The 19783-nt window shown below is 61.9% G+C and carries 17 protein-coding genes and 1 tRNA gene; 1 reads left to right on the forward strand and 17 read right to left on the reverse strand.

Annotation, left to right across the window (positions count from 1 at the left end; all coding sequences use genetic code 11):
* Positions 1 to 2: 2 nt before the first annotated feature.
* The 17 genes from OPU96_RS27875 to leuC form a co-directional block, all read right to left on the reverse strand.
* Positions 3 to 75 (reverse strand) — tRNA-Val (locus tag OPU96_RS27875).
* Between the two features lie 107 nt (positions 76 to 182).
* A complete protein-coding gene (locus tag OPU96_RS27880; RefSeq protein ID WP_124410364.1) occupies positions 183 to 947 on the reverse strand; it encodes an SDR family oxidoreductase in 765 nt (254 codons plus the stop codon).
* Positions 948 to 958: 11 nt separating this feature from the next.
* The gene (locus OPU96_RS27885) at positions 959 to 2170 is read right to left on the reverse strand and encodes an O-succinylhomoserine sulfhydrylase (protein ID WP_017737849.1); all 1212 of its coding nucleotides are present in this window, start codon (positions 2168 to 2170) and stop codon (positions 959 to 961) included.
* 65 nt (positions 2171 to 2235) lie between these two features.
* The gene (gene purF / locus OPU96_RS27890) at positions 2236 to 3741 is read right to left on the reverse strand and encodes an amidophosphoribosyltransferase (RefSeq protein ID WP_017737850.1); all 1506 of its coding nucleotides are present in this window, start codon (positions 3739 to 3741) and stop codon (positions 2236 to 2238) included.
* A 41-nt stretch (positions 3742 to 3782) separates the two neighbouring features.
* The gene (locus OPU96_RS27895; protein WP_003192538.1) at positions 3783 to 4340 is read right to left on the reverse strand and encodes a CvpA family protein; all 558 of its coding nucleotides are present in this window, start codon (positions 4338 to 4340) and stop codon (positions 3783 to 3785) included.
* A gap of 259 nt (positions 4341 to 4599) precedes the next feature.
* Entirely contained in the window at positions 4600 to 5259 is a 660-nt protein-coding gene (locus OPU96_RS27900; protein ID WP_226455115.1) for an SPOR domain-containing protein, read from the reverse strand.
* Positions 5243 to 6550 carry a bifunctional tetrahydrofolate synthase/dihydrofolate synthase gene (gene folC / locus OPU96_RS27905; RefSeq protein WP_226455114.1) on the reverse strand — a complete coding sequence of 436 codons (1308 nt, stop codon included), beginning with the start codon at positions 6548 to 6550 and terminating at the stop codon, positions 5243 to 5245. The genes OPU96_RS27900 and folC overlap by 17 nt, the downstream gene beginning before the upstream one ends.
* Positions 6547 to 7467 (reverse strand): acetyl-CoA carboxylase, carboxyltransferase subunit beta, encoded by a 921-nt coding sequence (gene accD / locus OPU96_RS27910; protein ID WP_192296835.1) that lies wholly within the window; start codon positions 7465 to 7467, stop codon positions 6547 to 6549. Before accD ends, folC begins: the two co-directional genes overlap by 4 nt.
* Before the next feature lie 244 nt (positions 7468 to 7711).
* Positions 7712 to 8332: a phosphoribosylanthranilate isomerase gene (locus OPU96_RS27915; protein WP_305391231.1), complete on the reverse strand. Its 621-nt coding sequence runs from the start codon at positions 8330 to 8332 to the stop codon at positions 7712 to 7714.
* A 64-nt stretch (positions 8333 to 8396) separates the two neighbouring features.
* Positions 8397 to 9221, reverse strand: a complete 825-nt coding sequence (truA, locus tag OPU96_RS27920) for a tRNA pseudouridine(38-40) synthase TruA (RefSeq protein WP_192297231.1) — start codon at positions 9219 to 9221, stop codon at positions 8397 to 8399.
* A 194-nt stretch (positions 9222 to 9415) separates the two neighbouring features.
* Complete coding sequence (locus OPU96_RS27925; protein ID WP_498560121.1) at positions 9416 to 12001, reverse strand: FimV/HubP family polar landmark protein; 2586 nt, start codon at positions 11999 to 12001, stop codon at positions 9416 to 9418.
* Between the two features lie 162 nt (positions 12002 to 12163).
* Positions 12164 to 13174, reverse strand: a complete 1011-nt coding sequence (locus tag OPU96_RS27930) for an aspartate-semialdehyde dehydrogenase (protein ID WP_192296838.1) — start codon at positions 13172 to 13174, stop codon at positions 12164 to 12166.
* A 249-nt stretch (positions 13175 to 13423) separates the two neighbouring features.
* On the reverse strand, positions 13424 to 14536 hold the full coding sequence (gene asd / locus OPU96_RS27935; RefSeq protein ID WP_192296839.1) for an aspartate-semialdehyde dehydrogenase: 1113 nt from the start codon (positions 14534 to 14536) through the stop codon (positions 13424 to 13426).
* A gap of 64 nt (positions 14537 to 14600) precedes the next feature.
* Positions 14601 to 15683, reverse strand: a complete 1083-nt coding sequence (gene leuB, locus OPU96_RS27940; protein WP_021491199.1) for a 3-isopropylmalate dehydrogenase — start codon at positions 15681 to 15683, stop codon at positions 14601 to 14603.
* A gap of 53 nt (positions 15684 to 15736) precedes the next feature.
* Positions 15737 to 16501 (reverse strand): class I SAM-dependent methyltransferase, encoded by a 765-nt coding sequence (locus OPU96_RS27945; RefSeq protein WP_305391234.1) that lies wholly within the window; start codon positions 16499 to 16501, stop codon positions 15737 to 15739.
* A 146-nt stretch (positions 16502 to 16647) separates the two neighbouring features.
* Positions 16648 to 17292: a 3-isopropylmalate dehydratase small subunit gene (gene leuD / locus OPU96_RS27950; RefSeq protein WP_015884976.1), complete on the reverse strand. Its 645-nt coding sequence runs from the start codon at positions 17290 to 17292 to the stop codon at positions 16648 to 16650.
* Positions 17293 to 17302: 10 nt separating this feature from the next.
* On the reverse strand, positions 17303 to 18721 hold the full coding sequence (leuC, locus tag OPU96_RS27955; protein WP_498560122.1) for a 3-isopropylmalate dehydratase large subunit: 1419 nt from the start codon (positions 18719 to 18721) through the stop codon (positions 17303 to 17305).
* Positions 18722 to 18861: 140 nt separating this feature from the next.
* Between leuC and OPU96_RS27960 the strand changes: the two genes are divergently transcribed.
* Positions 18862 to 19752, forward strand: a complete 891-nt coding sequence (locus tag OPU96_RS27960) for a LysR family transcriptional regulator (protein WP_192296843.1) — start codon at positions 18862 to 18864, stop codon at positions 19750 to 19752.
* Positions 19753 to 19783: the final 31 nt, after the last annotated feature.

Raw genomic sequence — 19783 nt, forward strand, 5'->3', positions numbered from 1 at the left:
GGTGGGTGATGACGGGATCGAACCGCCGACCCTCTGCTTGTAAGGCAGATGCTCTCCCAGCTGAGCTAATCACCCTTTGCTTCGTTGAGGCCGCGAAATTTACGCAGGTAACGGACCTAAGTCAATAGCCTGCTTGAAGTTTTTCTGAAAAAGACAAAATTACTTCAAGACGGCCACCTGCCCTACTCGCTGTAAATCATCTTCTTGCTCATGCCACCGTCCACGACAAACTCTTGGCCGGTGACAAACCCGGCCTGACGCGACAACAGCCACGCCACCATCGCCGCGACGTCCTCCACCGTGCCAACCCTGCCCGCTGGATGCTGGGCGTGGTCAGCGTCCGTCAAAGGCTCGGCGCGCCGTGCGGCAGGATCACGCGCATCGATCCAACCCGGGCTGACCGCATTGACCCGCACTTCCGGCCCAAGGCTCATCGCCAAGGCGTGTGTCAGGGCCAACAAACCGCCCTTGCTCGCCGCATAGGCTTCGGTGTCCGGCTCCGATTGACGGGCCCGGGTCGACGCCAGGTTGACGATGGCACCGCCATGGGCACGCAGGTACGGCGCACAGTGCTTGGCAAGCAACATCGGCCCACTCAGGTTGACCGCCAGCACACGATTCCAATACGCCAGATCAAGGCTTTCCAATGTGATATTGCGCGGATCGGCCACCGCCGCATTGCACACCAACGCATCCAGGCGCCCAAACTGCCCAAGCACCTCGGCAACGCCCTGCGCAACCTGCTTCTCGTCGGCCACGTCCATACTGATAAACCAGGCATTCTCGCCCAGCACTTTGGATACTTTGGAACCGCGCTCACGGTCCAGGTCAGTCAGAACCACCTGCCAGCCTTCGCTGATCAGCCACGCGGCAATCCCGAGACCAATACCCCGCGCCGCGCCAGTCACCAGCGCGACGCGCCCGTTACTGGCTGCCGCCGCCTCCAAGGACCACTCGATCACAAGGCCGCCAGCCCGCGAGCCAGGTCAGCCTGCAAGTCAGCCACATCTTCCAGGCCCACCGCGATGCGGATCAGGCTGTCACGGATACCGGCCGCCTCACGCTCTTGCGGCGCCAGGCGCCCATGGGAGGTGGTGCTCGGGTGCGTGATGGTGGTCTTGCTGTCCCCCAGGTTGGCGGTGATGGAGATCAGGCGTGTGGCATCGATAAAGCGCCAGGCGCCGTCCTTGCCACCCTTCACTTCGAAACTCACCACCGCCCCGAAACCACGCTGCTGGCGCTGAGCCAATTCGTGTTGCGGATGACTCTTGAGACCGGCGTAATGCACCTTCTCGATACCGTCCTGCTGCTCCAGCCACTCGGCCAGGGCCTGGGCGTTGGCGCAATGGGCCTTCATGCGCAGGCTCAGGGTTTCCAGGCCTTTGAGGAAGATCCAGGCATTGAACGGGCTCAGGGTCGGCCCGGCGGTACGCAGGAAGCCGACGATTTCCTTCATCTGCTCACCGCGACCGGCAACCACACCCCCCATGCAACGGCCTTGGCCGTCGATGAACTTGGTGGCCGAGTGCACGACAATGTCCGCGCCCAGCTTCAGCGGCTGTTGCAATGCAGGCGTGCAGAAGCAGTTGTCGACCACCAGCATCGCGCCCTTGGCGTGAGCCACTTCGGACAGCGCGGCAATGTCCACCAACTCGGCCAGCGGGTTGGAGGGCGACTCGACAAACAGCAACTTGGTGTTGGCCTTGATCGCCGCATCCCAGCCGGACAGATCCGCCAACGGCACGTAGTCCACTTCGATACCGAAGCGCTTGAAGTACTTTTCGAACAGGCTGATGGTCGAACCGAACACACTGCGTGACACCAGCACATGGTCGCCGGCGCTGCACAGGCTCATCACCACCGCCAGGATCGCCGCCATGCCAGTCGCCGTCGCCACCGCCTGCTCAGCACCTTCCAGGGCCGCAATACGCTCTTCGAACGCCCGCACGGTCGGGTTGGTGTAACGCGAATAGACGTTGCCCGGCACTTCACCGGCAAAACGCGCAGCTGCATCGCCAGCGGTGCGGAACACATAGCTGGACGTGAAGAACATCGGGTCGCCGTGCTCGCCTTCCGGCGTGCGGTGCTGACCGGCGCGCACAGCCAGGGTATCGAAAGCTACGCCATCGAGGTCGCTGTCCAACCGACCGGCATCCCATTCCTGACTCATGCTGCGACTCCTTACTCAATTCTTTATTTAAGATACAAAACCGGCCCCTCAGGGCCGGTGTCTACTCAGTTGTTGTACAGATCGATGATCGCGCTGACCGCCTGGGTCTTGATCTTCGACGAGTCGTTACGCGCCTGCTCGATCTTGTTCAGGTAGGCCTCATCGACGTCACCGGTTACGTACTTGCCGTCGAACACGGCGCAGTCGAACTGCTCGATCTTGATCTTGCCGCCACCGACCGCTTCGATCAGGTCTGGCAGATCCTGATAGATCAGCCAATCGGCGCCGATCAGGTCGGCTACGTCCTGGGTCGTGCGGTTATGGGCGATCAGCTCGTGGGCGCTCGGCATGTCGATGCCGTAAACGTTCGGATAACGCACGGCTGGGGCTGCCGAACAGAAGTACACGTTCTTCGCACCGGCTTCGCGAGCCATCTGGATGATCTGCTTGCAGGTGGTGCCGCGCACGATGGAGTCGTCCACCAGCATCACGTTCTTGCCGCGGAACTCCAGCTCAATGGCATTGAGCTTCTGGCGCACCGATTTCTTGCGTGCTGCCTGGCCCGGCATGATGAAGGTACGACCGATGTAGCGGTTCTTCACGAAGCCTTCGCGGAACTTGACGCCCAGGTGGTTCGCCAGCTCCAGCGCAGCGGTACGGCTGGTGTCCGGAATAGGGATCACCACGTCGATATCGTGCTCAGGCCGCTCGCGCAGGATCTTCTCGGCCAGCTTCTCGCCCATGCGCAGGCGCGCCTTATAGACCGAAACGCCGTCGATGATCGAATCCGGACGCGCCAGGTAGACGTGTTCGAAGATACAAGGGGTCAGTTTCGGTGCCACGGCGCACTGACGGGTGTGCAGCTTGCCGTCTTCGGTGATGTACACCGCTTCGCCCGGCGCAAGGTCGCGGATCAGGGTGAAGCCCAGCACGTCCAGGGAGACGCTTTCGGAAGCGATCATGTACTCGACGCCTTCGTCGGTGTGACGCTGGCCGAACACGATCGGACGGATGCCGTGCGGATCACGGAAACCGACGATGCCGTAACCGGTCACCATCGCCACGACGGCGTAGCCACCCACGCAACGGTTGTGCACGTCGGTGACGGCGGCGAACACGTCTTCTTCGGTCGGCTGCAGCTTGCCGCGCTGGGCCAGCTCGTGAGCGAACACGTTGAGCAGCACTTCCGAGTCGGAGCTGGTGTTGACGTGGCGCAGGTCAGATTCGTAAATCTCCTTGGCCAGCTGTTCAACGTTGGTCAGGTTACCGTTATGCGCCAGGGTGATGCCGTAAGGCGAGTTGACGTAAAACGGTTGAGCTTCGGCCGAAGTCGAGCTACCGGCAGTCGGGTAACGCACATGGCCAATACCCATGTGCCCGACCAGGCGCTGCATGTGACGCTGATGGAACACGTCACGAACCAGGCCATTGTCCTTGCGCAGGAATAACCGGCCGTCGTGGCTGGTCACAATACCGGCAGCGTCCTGGCCGCGGTGCTGGAGGACGGTTAGCGCGTCATACAGCGCCTGATTGACGTTCGACTTACCGACGATACCGACGATGCCACACATGCGACGCAACCCCTACTTAATGAATCTTGACTGAACACAGCTTACTGAGGCGTTTTGGCCGGCAAGAGGTGTTCCTTGAACGGAAGATCAGCGGGTACGCTGATTCCGCTGGCCAGCCACTGACTGCTCCACCCCAGAATGAGGTTCTTGGACCAATCCGCAACCAATAGAAATTTTGGCACGAGTACCGACTCCTGCCACCACGAATCCTGCTGTACCGGCCCCAGGCTCAACAGCCCGACTGCCACAACCACCAGCAACGCGCCACGCGCGGCGCCGAAGGCCATGCCGAGGAATCGATCGGTCCCGGAGAGGCCGGTGACACGTATCAACTCGCCAATAAGATAATTGACCATTGCCCCCACCAGCAGCGTGGCGATGAACATGATGGCGCAGCCCGCAATGACGCGAGCCGAAGGTGTCTCGATGTATCCGGCCAGGTAGACCGACAGTGAACCACCGAACATCCAGGCTACGACTCCTGCGATAATCCAGGTCAGCAACGACAGTGCTTCTTTTACGAAGCCGCGGCTTAGACTGATCAAAGCGGAGATGGCGACGATTGCAACGATCGCCCAATCAACCCAGGTAAATGGCACAGTGCAGCCTACAGACGGATAAGGCGGCGCATTTTAGCAGAGCGCTGGGCTGTCGGTAAGCTGTGATTGTCGGCGCCTTGCAAATCAGTAGTTTGTGGCGAAGGAATCCCATTTCAACCCCACTTTAAAACGAGTGTGGGAGCGGGCTTGCTCGCGAATACGGTGGGTCAGCCAGAACATTTGGCGACTGAAACACCGCTTTCGCGAGCAAGCCCGCTCCCACATTTGAACCGCATTGCCAACCGGAGGCGGCAGCTATTCAACCGCGCTCAGGCTGGAACCGCACCACAAAACCATTGAGGTTCTGCTGGCGCCCCAACAAATCGCGCAGGCGATCCGCTTCGGCACGCTCGATCAACGGCCCGATAAACACCCGGTTCTTGCCATCGGCACTGCGGATGTAGGCGTTATAGCCTTGAGCGCGCAGTTTTTTCTGCAAGGCTTCGGCGCTTTCGCGATTGGCCAGGCTGGCGAGCTGGATCGACCAACTGATCGGCAGGCCATTCGGATCAATACGGCTCTGGCCCACATCCGGCTTACCCGGCGCGGCCGGCTGCGGCGCTACAGGCTTGGGCGCAGGTGCCGGCGCAGCAGGCTTGGCCGCCACGACGGGCGCCGGCGCAGGCTTGACCACCGGCACACTTGGCTGCACCGGCGTCGACGGTGCGGCTTGCGCGGCCACTTCCTCATCGGTCGGCACCGGCTCTTCCTCAGGCAAGGCCTGCGGCTCAGGCACCACCACCGGCTCCACCTGCACTTGAGGCACCACCGGCGCCTGGGGCGCAGCCGGCGCCTCAACCACAACCTGGCGCTGCTCGTCCTGACGGGAAAACAGCATCGGCAGGAAAATCACCGCCAATGCCACCAGAACCAGGGCTCCAACCATTCGCTGCTTGTATGCGCTATCCAGTAATGCCATGTGCAGCTTCCTCCGTGGAGCGCCGGGCCAACCACTCAAGCGCCTCGGCAACACAATAAAATGATCCGAACAACAGAATTTCGTCGTCAGGCGTGGCAACCGCGCACTGCGCTTCAAGGGCAGCGGCGACGCTTGCATACGACGCCACCGGCGCGCCAAGGTTCTGCAAGGCCTGTTCCAGCTCAACAGCCGGACGACTACGCGGCGAATCCAACGGTGCGACCGCCCAGGCCTGGACATCGCCCAACAATGGCGCAACCACGCCATCCAGATCCTTATCGGCCAGCAGCCCGAATACCGCAAGACGACGACCGACCGGCGGCGTGCGCGACAGGCGGCGCGCCAGGTATTCAGCGGCGTGAGGGTTATGCCCCACGTCGAGCAACAGGTTCAGGCGCTTGCCTTCCCATTCGAATACACGCCGATCCAGGCGCCCCACCACGCGGGTCGCCAGCAATGTCGCAGCGATCTGCTCGACATCCCACGGCAGATCCAGCAACAGGTAGGCTTGCAGAGCGAGCGCGGCGTTTTCCATCGGCAGATTCAACAGCGGCAAATCGCGCAGCTCTACAACCTGGCCACGCGCATCCCGCCCGCGCCATTGCCAGTGCTGCTCGCCGATCTCGAGATTGAATTCACGCCCACGCAGGAAGAACGGGCAATCCAGCTCGCGCACCTTGTCCAGCAAGGTATGCGGCGGGTCCAGGTCACCACACAGGGCTGGCTTGCCCTGGCGAAAGATCCCAGCCTTTTCATAGGCCACCGACTCACGGGTATCCCCCAGGTAATCGGCATGATCCACGCCAATACTGGTCACCAGCGCGAGATCGGCATCCACCACGTTGACCGTATCCAGACGCCCACCCAGGCCGACTTCCAGTACCACCACATCCAGCTGCGCACGCTCGAACAGCCAGAACGCCGCCAGGGTGCCCATTTCGAAGTAGGTCAGGGATGTCTCGCCACGCCCGGCATCAAGCGCGGCGAAGGCTTCGCAGAGTTGCTCATCAGTGGCTTGGACGCCATTGAGTTGCACCCGCTCGTTATAACGCAGCAGGTGCGGAGAATTGTAGACGCCCACTTTCAGCCCTTGGGCCTGCAGCAGCGCCGCGACAAAGGCACAGGTGGAGCCTTTGCCGTTGGTGCCGGTCACCGTGATCACACGCGGTGCCGGCCGTCCCAACCCGAGGCGGGCCGCTACCTGTTGCGAGCGCTCCAGGCCCATGTCGATGGCGGACGGATGCAACTGCTCAAGGTAGGCGAGCCATTCGCCCAGGGTACGTTGGGTCATAGGTTTGCAGGCACCGGCGGTACGACGATTGGCTCTACCTTTGGCGCGACGTATACAGGCGTCGGCAGGCCCATCATTTGCGCAAGCAGGCTACCCAGGCGCGGACGCAGCTCACCACGCGGGATGATCAGGTCGATCGCACCGTGCTCCAGCAGGAACTCGCTGCGCTGGAAGCCTTCCGGCAGTTTTTCACGCACGGTCTGCTCGATCACACGCGGGCCGGCAAAGCCTATCAGGGCCTTTGGCTCGCCGACGATCACGTCGCCCAGCATCGCCAGGCTGGCGGAAACGCCGCCGTAGACCGGGTCGGTCAGTACGGAAATGAACGGGATGCCTTCTTCACGCAGACGCGCCAGTACCGCGGAGGTCTTGGCCATTTGCATCAGGGAGATCAGGGCTTCCTGCATACGCGCTCCACCGGAGGCAGCGAAGCAGATCATCGGGCAGCGGTTTTCCAGGGCGTAGTTGGCGGCGCGAACAAAGCGCTCACCGACGATGGCGCCCATGGAGCCGCCCATGAAGGAAAACTCGAACGCCGAAACTACCACCGGCATGCCCAGCAGCTTGCCGCTGACGGAGATCAGCGCATCTTTCTCACCGGTCTGCTTCTGCGCGCCGGTCAGGCGATCCTTGTACTTCTTGCCGTCGCGGAACTTGAGACGGTCAACCGGCTCGAGGTCAGCACCCAGCTCGGCACGGCCGTCGGCATCCAGGAAGATGTCGATGCGGGCGCGGGCACCGATGCGCATGTGGTGATTGCACTTGGGGCAAACGTCCAGGGTCTTTTCCAGCTCCGGGCGGTACAGCACCGCGTCGCAGGATGGGCACTTGTGCCACAGACCTTCAGGAACCGAGCTTTTCTTCACCTCGGAACGCATGATCGAAGGGATCAGTTTGTCTACTAACCAGTTGCTCATGCTTTCTTTCTCCAGTACCGGTGGCTTGAACACAGCCCCGCGTATGCCCTTGAGCTAAATTCATATGTGGCGATGACACATGCTGGACGGGGTCAGACGTTCGACCAGCCATTTCCCGCATGCATCCTCAGCCTTCCAGACAACCTGCCAGCGCAAGGTTGCCACTTCATTTCCGGGCCACCTACAGGCGGCGCCGGACTGTTTTACACAGTGGTAGTTATGGACGGCGGCAGACTGCCAGCCGTCACATCCCGCGCACAGCCTGCATGAATGCGCGGATCTTGCCGTGATCCTTGATGCCCTTGCCCTGCTCCACTCCACCACTGACATCCACGGCGTACGGGCGCACCTGCTCGATAGCGGCCGCGACGTTCGCGGGATTGAGCCCGCCCGCCAGGATGATCGGCTTGCTCAAGCCTTCGGGAATCAGTGACCAATCAAACGCTTCACCCGTACCGCCCGGCACGCCTTCGACATAGGTGTCCAGCAGAATCCCGCGAGCGCCCGTGTAGATGGCGCAGGCCGCGGCGACATCGTCCCCGGCCTTGACCCGCAGCGCCTTGATATACGGACGCTGGTAGCTCTCACACTCGTCGGGGCTTTCGTCGCCGTGGAATTGCAGCATGTCCAACGCAACGGCATCCAGGGTCTCATTGAGTTCGCAGCGGCTGGCGTTGACGAACAAGCCCACCGTAGTCACGAACGGCGGTAACGCGGCGATGATCGCCCGCGCCTGCAATACATTAACCGCCCGCGGGCTCTTGGCATAAAACACGAAACCGATGGCGTCCGCGCCCGCTTCGACTGCCGCCAGCGCGTCTTCTATGCGGGTAATCCCGCAAATCTTGCTGCGAACGGCTGGCATGTCGTGGAAACCTCAGGGGTTGGGCCGAGAAAGTCCCGGATGGTAACAAATGCTTTTCCGGGCGTCAGCCGCCAAGTTCGCTGAAACCTGTGAGGAAGTGTGGCCCGATAAAACGTTCCGGCAATTCGAACTCGTCGCGGTACTCCACATCCACCAGGTACAACCCGAACGGATGCGCCGTCACCCCGCCGGTACGGCGGATGCGGCTTTCCAGCACTTCCCTGGCCCATTCCACAGGGCGCTCGCCCGTGCCGATGGTCATCAGCACGCCAGCAATGTTGCGCACCATATGGTGCAGGAACGCACCGGCACGAATATCCAGCACGATCATCTTGCCGTGGCGCGTGACCCGCAGGTGGTGGACTTCCTTGATCGGCGACTTGGCCTGGCACTGGCCCGCCCGGAACGCGCTGAAATCATGTACACCGACCAGGTGCTGCGCGGCCTCGGCCATGCGCTCGGCGTCCAGCGGGCGGTGGTTCCAGGTGATTTCTTCGTTGAGATGAGCCGGGCGGATCTGGTCGTTGTAGATCACATAACGATAGCGCCGGGCAATGGCCTTGAAGCGCGCATGAAAGTGCGCAGGCATGACCTTGGCCCAACTGACACTGACGTCATGGGGCAAATTGATATTGGCGCCCATCACCCACGCCTTCATCGTGCGCTCGGCCTGGGTGTCGAAGTGCACCACCTGGCCGCAGGCATGCACGCCAGCATCGGTACGCCCGGCGCACATCAGCGACACCGGCGAGTCAGCGACTTTAGACAGGGCCTTTTCCAGGGTTTCCTGCACCGTCGGCACACCCGACGCCTGGCGCTGCCAGCCGCGATAGCGCGAACCTTTGTATTCCACGCCCAGGGCGATGCGGTAAAAGCCTGCGGCCGCCATTTCGGCGGCCGCGTTATCTATATTTGCCAAGAACTGAGAGCCTGATGAGTTACGCAAAGGCGGCCATTATAAAGATGACCGCCCAAATGTGGGAGCGGGCTTGCTCGCGAAGGCAGTCACTCAGTCACGACATCATTGACTGACACTACGCCTTCGCGGGCAAGCCCGCTCCCACAGTGGATTTTCGTTGCCCTTCAAATGCGGCCTAGCATTTCCTTGGCCTCGCCGCGCTGAGACTCGTCACCTTCGGTCAGCACTTCGGACAGGATGTCCCGCGCGCCATCAGCATCACCCATGTCGATGTACGCCTGGGCCAAGTCCAGCTTGGTCGCTACTTCATCGGTTCCAGACAGGAAGTCGAATTCCGGCTCATCACCACCCAGCGCCGCATCTTCAGCGGTGAAGGATGGCTCGATAGGCGGATGCTCCAGGCTCTGGGACAGACGATCCAGCTCAGCGTTGACGTCATCCAGCTCGGACGCAAAGGCATCAGGCTTGGCAGCCGCTTCAGGCTCGTCGGCCAGGGACAGGTCGAAGTCTTCCGGCAGGTCAAAATCGTCCAACGCAGCGGGCGTCAGGGTTGGCGGCTCGACGGCAGGCACATCCTGCATCTGCTCTTCGAGGCCAGACAGGAAGTCGTCATCGGCCTGCGCCGAAGCCGGCTCATCGAGTTGCAGGTCCAAATCAAAGTCGGACAGGTCGTCCGGGCTGGCCTTGGCTTCGGTCTGCTGTTGCAGCACCGATTCAAAACTCAACTCATCGTCCAGACTGGCAGGCGAAGCGGCTTCCAATTCATCCAGGCTCAGGTCGAAATCAGTCTCGAAGGCCTCAGGTTCTGGCGCCGGTGCCGGTGCCGCCGGCTTGTCTTCCAGCAGGTCCTTGACGTATTGAGCGTCCAGGGCGGCGGCGGCCACTGCGGCGCTGACACCCGCCGCGAGCACGGCCATGGCCGGGAAGCGTGACTTGAGCTGCTCGACCTGGGCATGGTTCTCACCGTTGGCTACCAGCTGGCGCTCCTGGGTGACAAAGCCGTCCTTGTCGTTTTGCAGGCCATAGACCTCCATCAGCTTCAAACGCAAATCGCTGCGCTTGGGTTCGTGCTTGATCGCTTGCTCCAATACGTCGGCGGCCTGGTTCAGATGGCCGCGGTCGACAAGGGATTGGGCCTGGGCCAGCGCATCGTTGGCGTTGACCGGGGCAACGGCCACTGCCAGCGGCGAGAGCACCGAGGCGACGGTTGGCACGACTGTCTGCTCGACCACAGGGGCAGGCGCAGGCGCCGGAGCGGCTGACAGCTTGACGTTCGGCGGCGGGACTTCCAGACCCTCGAAGCTGTCCGGTGGCAGATCCTGGTCAATATCGGAGGTGAATACCGGTTCTTCGGCCAGGGCACGGGCCATGCGCAGGTGCTTTTCCTCTTCGCGACGGGCATTGCGATGGCGCGCCCACAGCAGCAGGAGCAACAACACCACCAGGCCCGCCGTGCCACCGATCACACCCAGCACCACCGGATTGGTCAGCAGGTCGTTGAATTTGTCATCCGCGCTGGCAGGTGCCACTTCAGGCTTGATCGGCTCAGGCGCAGGCGCCGCCGGGACAGGCGCAGGAACAGGCGCCGCTACCGGAGCAGCAGGCGTCGCCGCGGCCGGCTCGCCAGCCAATTGTGCAGAGATGGGTGCCGTTGCAGCTGCCGCTGCGGGATCACCTTTTTCAGCCTGCAAACGCGCCAACTGGTCGTTTTTCAGTTGAATCAGCTTTTGCAGCTTGTCCAACTGGCTTTGCAGGTCCGCCGCACGGCTTTTCAGCTCGGCGTTGTCGCGACGGGTGGTGTCCAGCTCTTCCTGGGTCATCGCCAGCTTGTCGCTCAGGGCGCGGCCGTCAGCGGCCTTGCCTTTTGCGCCCTTCTTGGCGGACTCGGCCGAGACCAGGCTCAGGTTGTCCTTGGTCGTGGTGCTCGACGGCGCATTGCCCGCCTGGGTGCGCTTGGTGGCATCCAGTTGCTGCTTGCCCGCGACTTGATTGGTCGCCGAGCGACGGCCCTGGCGCCAGGCAGCGTTTTGCGCGGTGACTTCGGCAATCGCCTGTGGCTGTGGCAGTGCGGTGCTTTGTACGGTATCCGGCAGGCGCAGGACCTGGCCGGTCTTCAAGCGGTTGATGTTGCCATCGATAAAGGCGCCAGGGTTGAGTGCCTGGATCGCCAGCATGGTCTGTTGGACCGAGCCGCCGTTGCGGTTCTTCGCGGCAATTTCCCACAAGGTGTCGCGAGAAGTCGTGGTGTGCTGGTTCGGCTTGCTTACAACAGGGGCGGCAGGTGCAGCGGGCGCGGCACTCGCCGGCGCCGACAAGCGCGGCGCTGGGACGGCAGCTGCCGGTTGTTCAAATTTGGCGGGATCAAGCAGCACGCTGTAGTCGCGCATCAGGCGACCATTGGGCCACTGCACCTGCAACAGGAAACGTACGTAGGATTCCGGCAGCGGCTTGCTGGAGGTGACGCGCACCACGCTGCGGCCACTGGGGTTGATCACGGGAGTAAACGTCAGGTCATTGAGGAACGCCTGGCGATCCACGCCCGCATCCACAAACGCCTGGGAGGAAGCCAGGCTCGGCGTGATCTCGGACGCCGTGAGGCCGCCGACATCAAGCAATTCGATTTCCACCGACAAGGGCTGGTTCAACTTCGACTTGAGGGTCATCTCCCCAAGTTGCAGCGCCTGCGCCATACCGGAGGACAGCGCCGAGGCGGCCGCTATTGCTAACACCAGTTTGCGAACTTGAACCATAGCCTCATCCTTTGTTTGAACACTCCCCGGCCTGCGAGAAGGTTGGTAACCGCTGCCATTAGGCATGGCGAGCCGATAGGTCACCGACGCGCAACTTTTCCAGCTTGGGGCCAAGCATAGCGCCTGGTTAGAATCAATCTACAAATTGCCGCCAAGTATCTTTTACGCAAGGTCTTTTATCAACAACTGTGCCAGCTGTACGGCGTTCAGTGCCGCGCCTTTGCGTACGTTATCTGACGTCAGCCACAGATTTAGTTCCGACGGATCATCCACACCTGCGCGAACCCGTCCGACATACACCACGTCTTGCCCGACTGCATCGCCAACAGCGGTTGGGTAATCACCCTCCTCCACCAGCTCTACACCCGGCGCTGCGTCGAGTGCGCGGTTGACGGCGGCAAGGTCGACCGCGGCACCCAGCTGCAATGACACTGTCAGGCTATCGCCAAAAAACACCGGGGCTTGAACGCAAGTTGCGGAAATCTTTAGTAAAGGAGTTTCCAGCACCGCGCGCAGTTCGTGTACGAGACGCTTCTCAAGGGCTGTATGACCTTGGGCATCTGGCGTACCGACTTGTGCCAACAGGTTGAAGGCCATTTGCCGATCAAAGAACTTCGGCTCCAGCGGGCGCACGTTCAGCAGTTCGGCGGTTTGCCGCGCCAGCTCGCTGACGGCTTCGCGCCCCTGGGCAGACACGGCCAGGCTGGCGGTGACGCTCACGCGCTGGATGTCCAGCAAGCCACGCAATGGCGCCAGGACCACCGCCAGGTTGGTTGCGGACGGGCTCGGACTGGCGAGCTGGAAGGGTTTTTTCAGGCCCTTGAGAACCTGCGCATTCGCCTCCGGTACCACCGGCGGCGCCTGTTCGGCAGGCAAGGCACCCGACAGGTCGATCACCGCACACCCGGCCGCCGTGGCGCGCGGGGCGAAACTCAGGGTGACGGCCGGCCCGGCTGCAAAGAACGCCAGCTGCGCCTTGCTGAAGTCAAATTCGTCGACTTCCTTGACCCGCACGTTCTTGCCGCGAAACGGCACCGATGCCCCCGCCGAGTTGCTGCCAGCCAGCAGATACAGGGTACCCACCGGGAAATCCAGTTCTTCGAGGATCTGCACCAGGGTTTCACCCACGGTGCCGGTGGCGCCGATCACGGCGATTTCAAAGGTCTGGGTCATGGGAGCTGCCTCGGGCATTGCGGGGGGAGCGGCACTTTACCGGGTGGTTGGGGGTGAGGCAATTGGACCGGGTCTTGGGGTGTCGCTGATGGCCTCTTCGCGAGCAAGCCCGCTCCCACATTCGACCGAGTTTCTCCAATTGAAATGCAATCAAATGTGGGAGCGGGCTTGCTCGCGAAGAGGCCCGAAAGCACAACAAAAAACCCGCGCCTGTCACCAGAACGCGGGTTTCCTGATTGCCTCAAGCGATCAACGCTCCAGCAAGATCCGCAGCATGCGACGCAGCGGTTCAGCCGCGCCCCACAACAGTTGGTCGCCAACCGTGAACGCGCCCAGGAACTGGCTGCCCATGTTCAGCTTGCGCAGACGGCCCACGGGTACGTTCAGGGTACCGGTGACCTTCGTCGGACTCAGCTCCTGCATGCTGATGTCGCGGTTGTTCGGCACCAGCTTGACCCATGGGTTGTGCGAGCTGATCAACGCTTCGATATCAGCGATCGGCACGTCTTTGTTCAGCTTGATGGTCAGCGCCTGGCTGTGGCAGCGCATCGCGCCGATACGCACGCAGATGCCATCCACCGGGATCGGGCTCTTGAAGCGACCGAGGATCTTGTTGGTCTCGGCCTGGGCCTTCCACTCTTCGCGGCTCTGGCCGTTCGGCAGTTCCTTGTCGATCCACGGGATCAAGCTACCGGCCAACGGCACGCCGAAGTTCTCGGTCGGGTACGCATCGCTGCGCATGGCTTCAGCCACACGACGGTCGATGTCGAGGATCGCGCTGGCCGGGTCGGCCAGTTGATCGGCGACAGCCGCGTGGGTCGCGCCCATCTGCTTGATCAGCTCACGCATATTCTGCGCACCGGCACCGGAGGCCGCCTGATAGGTCATGGCGCTCATCCACTCGACCAGGCCGGCTTCGAACAAGCCACCCAGGCCCATCAGCATCAGGCTGACGGTGCAGTTGCCGCCGACGTAGTTCTTGGTGCCCGCATCCAGCTGCTGGTCGATGACCTTGCGGTTTACCGGGTCCAGGATGATCACGGCGTCGTCCTGCATACGCAGGCTCGATGCAGCATCGATCCAGTAACCCTGCCAGCCGGCTTCACGCAGCTTGGGGAAGACTTCACTGGTGTAGTCGCCACCCTGACAGGTCACAATCACGTCGAGGGTCTTCAGCTCTTCAATGCTGTAGGCGTCCTTGAGCGGGGCAATATCCTTGCCCACGGACGGGCCTTGGCCACCAACGTTCGAAGTGGTGAAAAACACCGGCTCAATAAGATCGAAATCCTGCTCTTCCAGCATCCGCTGCATGAGCACGGAACCGACCATACCGCGCCAACCGATCAGACCTACACGTTTCATCGCAACTACACCTTGTTAAAAAGTGGGCCGCCTTGCAGCAACAACTGCAAGCGGGCCCGAGAGATTACAGATTCCGCAGCGCGGCGACTACTGCGTCGCCCATTTCTTGCGTCCCAACCTTGGTGCAACCCTGCGACCAGATGTCGCCGGTGCGCAAACCCTGATCCAGCACCAGGCTCACGGCCTTCTCGATGGCATCCGCCGCTTCGCTCAGGTTGAAGCTGTAACGCAGCATCATCGACACCGACAAGATAGTCGCCAGCGGGTTGGCAATGCCCTGGCCCGCGATGTCCGGCGCCGAGCCGTGGCAAGGCTCGTACATGCCCTTGTTGTTGGTGTCCAGGGACGCCGACGGCAGCATGCCGATGGAGCCGGTGAGCATCGACGCCTGGTCGGACAGGATGTCGCCGAACAGGTTGTCGGTAACGATCACGTCGAACTGCTTGGGCGCACGCACCAACTGCATGGCGGCGTTATCGACGTACATGTGGCTCAGCTCGACATCCGGGTAGTCCTTGGCCACTTCTTCGACGATTTCGCGCCACAGTTGGCTGGAGGCCAGCACGTTGGCCTTGTCGACCGAGCAGACTTTCTTGCCACGCACACGGGCCATGTCGAAACCGACACGGGCGATACGGCGGATTTCGCTCTCGCTGTACGGCAGGGTGTCGTAGGCCTGGCGTTCGCCGTTTTCCAGCTCGCGCACGCCACGTGGCGAGCCGAAGTAGATACCGCCGGTCAGCTCACGCACGATGAGGATGTCCAGGCCCGCGACCACTTCCGGCTTGAGGCTCGACGCGTCAGCCAGCTGCGGGTAGAGGATCGCCGGGCGCAGGTTGCCGAACAGGCCCAGTTGCGCACGGATTTTCAGCAAGCCGCGCTCAGGGCGGATGTCACGTTCGATCTTGTCCCACTTCGGGCCACCCACGGCGCCGAGCAGCACGGCGTCGGCCGCGCGGGCGCGGTCCAGGGTTTCGTCGGCCAGTGGCACGCCATGCTTGTCGATGGCGGCGCCGCCGATCACGTCGTGGCTCAGTTCAAAGCCCAGGCTGTACTTGCTGTTGGCGAGCTCCAGCACCTTTACCGCTTCGGCCATGATTTCCGGACCAATACCGTCGCCAGGGAGAATCAGAATCTGCTTGCTCATGGGTTCCTCATTTCATCAAGCGACCCGCCCGCGGGCAGGTCGGGAAAAATTGCTCAGCGCTCGGCAAACACCACCAGCACGTCGGTGCTGAAGGTGCCGTCGGCTTGAATCTCGTAGTAATCGCGTACTTCCTGGCCCATCGCCCGTTGCAGTTCAAGGATGGCAGCGCGCAGCACCTCGGGCGTGCGCATGCGCTCGACCCACGAGGTGTATTCCAGGCGCAGGCGCTGGCGGCTGCTGTTACGCACATGCAGGCCGGACTCGCTGAGCTGCTGCATCCATTCGGCGGCGGAGTAATCGCGTACGTGGCTGGTGTCGCGCAGTACTTCGACGGTTTGCAGGTAAGTGTCCAACAGCGGGCTGCCCGGTGACAAGACATCGACAAACGCCACTACCCCGCCCGGCTTGAGCACCCGGCGCACTTCGCGCAGGGCCAGGCCGACGTCGCTCCAGTGGTGCGCCGAGTAGCGGCTGAACACGAAGTCGAACTCGCCATCGGCGAACGGCAGGCGCTCGGCGGCGCCATGGACGGTGCGGATATTGTCCAGGCCCCGATCGTTTGCAGCGCCCGCGACGACATCGAGCATCTGCTGGGACAGGTCGTAGGCCACCACCTCTTTAACCAGAGGGGCGACGTGAAAGCTCACATGACCGGCACCGCAGCCCAGATCCAGCAGTCGTGCGGCGCCCTGCCCGGCCAGTTCGGCCTGGAGCAGCGCGAATTCGGTGCCCTGGGCGTGCACGGCACTGCTCAGGTAGGCCGAGGCTTGTTCGCCGAATTGCTTTTGCACGACTTGGGTGTGGGCGGTGCTGGTCATGAGGGTTTCCTTGGGACTTATGGTGTTTGTGCTGCCGTCTTCGCGAGCAAGCCCGTTCCCACATTTGGCCGCATTTCAACTGAAGGAACTCGGTCGAATGTGGGAGCGGGCTTGCTCGCGAAAGGGCCAGTCCTGCTTACATCAAATCAGGCATCGCGAAACAACCAAGGCTGGCTGGCCCGGTGCTTGGCTTCAAAGGCGGCAATTGCATCGCCGTCCTGCAAGGTCAGGCCAATATCGTCCAGGCCGTTGATCAGGCAGTGCTTGCGGAACGCATCGACCTCAAAGTGATACACCTTGCCATCCGGACGGGTCACGGTTTGCGCGGCCAGGTCGACGGTCAGCTGGTAGCCCTCTTCGGCTTCCACCTGCTTGAACAACTCGTCGACTTCTGCGTCGCTCAAGATGATCGGCAGCAAGCCGTTCTTGAAGCTGTTGTTGAAGAAGATGTCGGCATAGCTCGGCGCAATGATGCTGCGAAAGCCATATTCTTCCAGGGCCCACGGCGCGTGTTCACGGCTGGAGCCGCAACCGAAGTTCTCGCGGGCGAGCAACACGCTGGCCCCCTGGTAACGTTCGGCGTTGAGTACGAAGTCCTTGTTCAGCGGGCGCTTGGAGTTGTCCTGGTAGGCGTAGCCCACGTCCAGGTAGCGCCACTCGTCGAACAGGTTCGGGCCGAAACCGGTGCGCTTGATCGACTTCAAGAACTGTTTGGGGATGATCTGGTCGGTGTCGACGTTGGCGCGATCCAAAGGGGCGACAAGGCCGGTGTGTTGGGTAAAAGCACGCATCGGGTATTCCTCAGATCAATTCGCGAACGTCGATGAAACGACCGTTGACGGCCGCCGCAGCAGCCATGGCCGGGCTGACCAGGTGGGTACGCCCACCGGCGCCCTGGCGCCCTTCGAAGTTACGGTTGGAGGTGGACGCGCAATGCTCGCCCGACTCCAGGCGGTCCGGGTTCATCGCCAGGCACATCGAGCAGCCCGGCTCGCGCCACTCAAAACCGGCTTCGAGGAAGATCTTGTCCAGGCCTTCGGCTTCGGCTTGTGCCTTCACCAGGCCCGAACCCGGCACCACGATGGCTTGCTTGATGGTCGAGGCGACTTTGCGGCCCTTGGCGATCACCGCCGCAGCGCGCAGGTCTTCGATCCGCGAGTTGGTGCAGGAGCCGATGAACACGCGGTCCAACTGGATGTCGGTGATCGCCTGGTTGGCCTGCAAGCCCATGTACTTCAGGGCACGCTCGATGGAACCGCGCTTGACCAGATCGACTTCCTTGGCCGGGTCCGGCACGTTCTGGTCGACGGCCAGGACCATTTCCGGCGAGGTGCCCCAGCTGACTTGCGGCTTGATCTGTGCTGCATCGAGTTCGACCACGGTGTCGAACACCGCGTCGGCGTCGGAGACCAGGTCTTTCCAGGCTTCGACGGCAGCGTCCCAGTCTGCGCCGGTCGGTGCGAATGGGCGGCCCTTGACGTATTCAACGGTCTTTTCGTCCGCCGCCACCATGCCCACACGGGCACCGGCTTCGATGGACATGTTGCAAATAGTCATGCGGCCTTCGATGGACAAGTCGCGAATCGCGCTGCCGGCGAATTCGATGGCATGCCCGTTACCGCCGGCGGTGCCGATCTTGCCGATCACGGCGAGGACGATGTCCTTGGCGGTCACGCCGAACGGCAATTGGCCTTCGACGCGCACCAGCATGTTCTTCATCTTTTTGGCGACCAGGCACTGGGTCGCGAACACATGCTCCACCTCGGACGTGCCGATGCCGTGGGCCAAGGCACCGAAGGCACCGTGGGTGGAGGTGTGGGAGTCGCCGCAGACCACAGTCATACCCGGCAAGGTTGCACCCTGCTCCGGGCCGATCACGTGGACGATCCCTTGACGCACGTCATTCATCTTGAATTCGGTGATGCCATATTCGTCGCAGTAGTCATCAAGGGTTTGCACCTGCAAACGCGACACGGTGTCGACGATCGCGTCGATGCCGCCCTTGCGTTCCGGGGTGGTCGGTACGTTGTGGTCCGGGGTGGCGATGATGGAGTCGACGCGCCAAGGCTTGCGCCCTGCCAGCCGCAGGCCTTCGAACGCTTGTGGCGAGGTCACTTCATGGATGATGTGACGGTCGATATAGATCAGCGACGAGCCATCGTCGCGCCGTTTCACTTCATGGGAATCCCAAAGTTTGTCGTAAAGCGTTTTGCCGGCCATCAGTCGGTCCTCATCATCGGTCTTTCTATGCCCTGGGCATTTCAATAACCCTTTGGCTTGTGAGGCTGATGGTATGGCGCTACATTAAATAACTCAAATTCATATTTTTTATGCTTTGGATTACCAACTGGAATACAACCATGGACCTGGCCAACCTCAATGCCTTTATTGCCATCGCCGAGACCGGCAGCTTCTCCGGCGCCGGTGAGCGCCTGCACCTGACCCAGCCGGCCATCAGCAAACGCATTGCCGGCCTGGAGCAACAATTGAAGGTGCGCCTGTTCGACCGCCTGGGCCGCGAAGTCGGCTTGACCGAGGCCGGGCGGGCCCTATTGCCACGGGCTTATCAGATTCTCAACGTGCTGGACGACACCCGTCGCGCCCTCACCAACCTGACCGGCGAAGTCAGCGGGCGCCTGACCCTGGCCACCAGTCACCACATCGGCCTGCACCGCCTGCCGCCCGTGTTGCGCACCTTTACCCGCAAATACCCGAACGTGGCGCTGGATATTCAGTTCCTCGATTCGGAAGTGGCCTACGAGGAAATCCTCCACGGCCGCGCCGAGGTGGCGGTGATCACCCTCGCGCCCGACCCCCATCACCTGGTGCGTGCGACCCCGGTCTGGGATGACCCGCTGGATTTTGTCGTGGCGCCGGAGCACAGCCTGACCAGCAACGGCCACGTCAGCCTGGCCGATATTGCCGGTCATCCGGCGGTTTTTCCCGGCGGCAACACCTTTACACACCATATCGTCAGGCGCTTGTTCGAAGCCCAGGGCCTGACGCCAAACATCGCGATGAGTACTAACTACCTGGAAACTATCAAGATGATGGTGTCCATCGGCCTGGCCTGGAGCGTCTTGCCGCGCACCATGCTGGATGATCAGGTGGCGAGCATCGCTTTACCGGGCATACAACTCAGTCGCCAGCTAGGCTATATCGTGCACACCGAAAGGACGTTGTCGAACGCAGCGCGGGCTTTCATGAGCCTATTGGATGCACAGGTCGATCTGCCAGGAATACCGGCATGAAGCCGTGCGGCCTCAGGTTTACGTGAAACCG

Source organism: Pseudomonas sp. RP-B7 (assembly GCF_059803535.1).

Coding starts and splice junctions, on each gene's coding strand:
- accD (WP_192296835.1), bottom strand. CDS start 7,467: ATGAGCAACTGGTTAGTAGACAAACTGATCCCTTCGATCATGCGTTCC.
- leuB (WP_021491199.1), bottom strand. CDS start 15,683: ATGAGCAAGCAGATTCTGATTCTCCCTGGCGACGGTATTGGTCCGGAA.
- OPU96_RS27960 (WP_192296843.1), top strand. CDS start 18,862: ATGGACCTGGCCAACCTCAATGCCTTTATTGCCATCGCCGAGACCGGC.
- purF (WP_017737850.1), bottom strand. CDS start 3,741: ATGTGTGGCATCGTCGGTATCGTCGGTAAGTCGAACGTCAATCAGGCG.
- OPU96_RS27930 (WP_192296838.1), bottom strand. CDS start 13,174: ATGACCCAGACCTTTGAAATCGCCGTGATCGGCGCCACCGGCACCGTG.
- OPU96_RS27885 (WP_017737849.1), bottom strand. CDS start 2,170: ATGAGTCAGGAATGGGATGCCGGTCGGTTGGACAGCGACCTCGATGGC.
- OPU96_RS27900 (WP_226455115.1), bottom strand. CDS start 5,259: ATGGCATTACTGGATAGCGCATACAAGCAGCGAATGGTTGGAGCCCTG.
- leuC (WP_498560122.1), bottom strand. CDS start 18,721: ATGGCCGGCAAAACGCTTTACGACAAACTTTGGGATTCCCATGAAGTG.
- truA (WP_192297231.1), bottom strand. CDS start 9,221: ATGGCGGCCGCAGGCTTTTACCGCATCGCCCTGGGCGTGGAATACAAA.
- leuD (WP_015884976.1), bottom strand. CDS start 17,292: ATGCGTGCTTTTACCCAACACACCGGCCTTGTCGCCCCTTTGGATCGC.
- OPU96_RS27925 (WP_498560121.1), bottom strand. CDS start 12,001: ATGGTTCAAGTTCGCAAACTGGTGTTAGCAATAGCGGCCGCCTCGGCG.
- OPU96_RS27945 (WP_305391234.1), bottom strand. CDS start 16,501: ATGACCAGCACCGCCCACACCCAAGTCGTGCAAAAGCAATTCGGCGAA.
- asd (WP_192296839.1), bottom strand. CDS start 14,536: ATGAAACGTGTAGGTCTGATCGGTTGGCGCGGTATGGTCGGTTCCGTG.
- OPU96_RS27915 (WP_305391231.1), bottom strand. CDS start 8,332: ATGCCAGCCGTTCGCAGCAAGATTTGCGGGATTACCCGCATAGAAGAC.
- folC (WP_226455114.1), bottom strand. CDS start 6,550: ATGACCCAACGTACCCTGGGCGAATGGCTCGCCTACCTTGAGCAGTTG.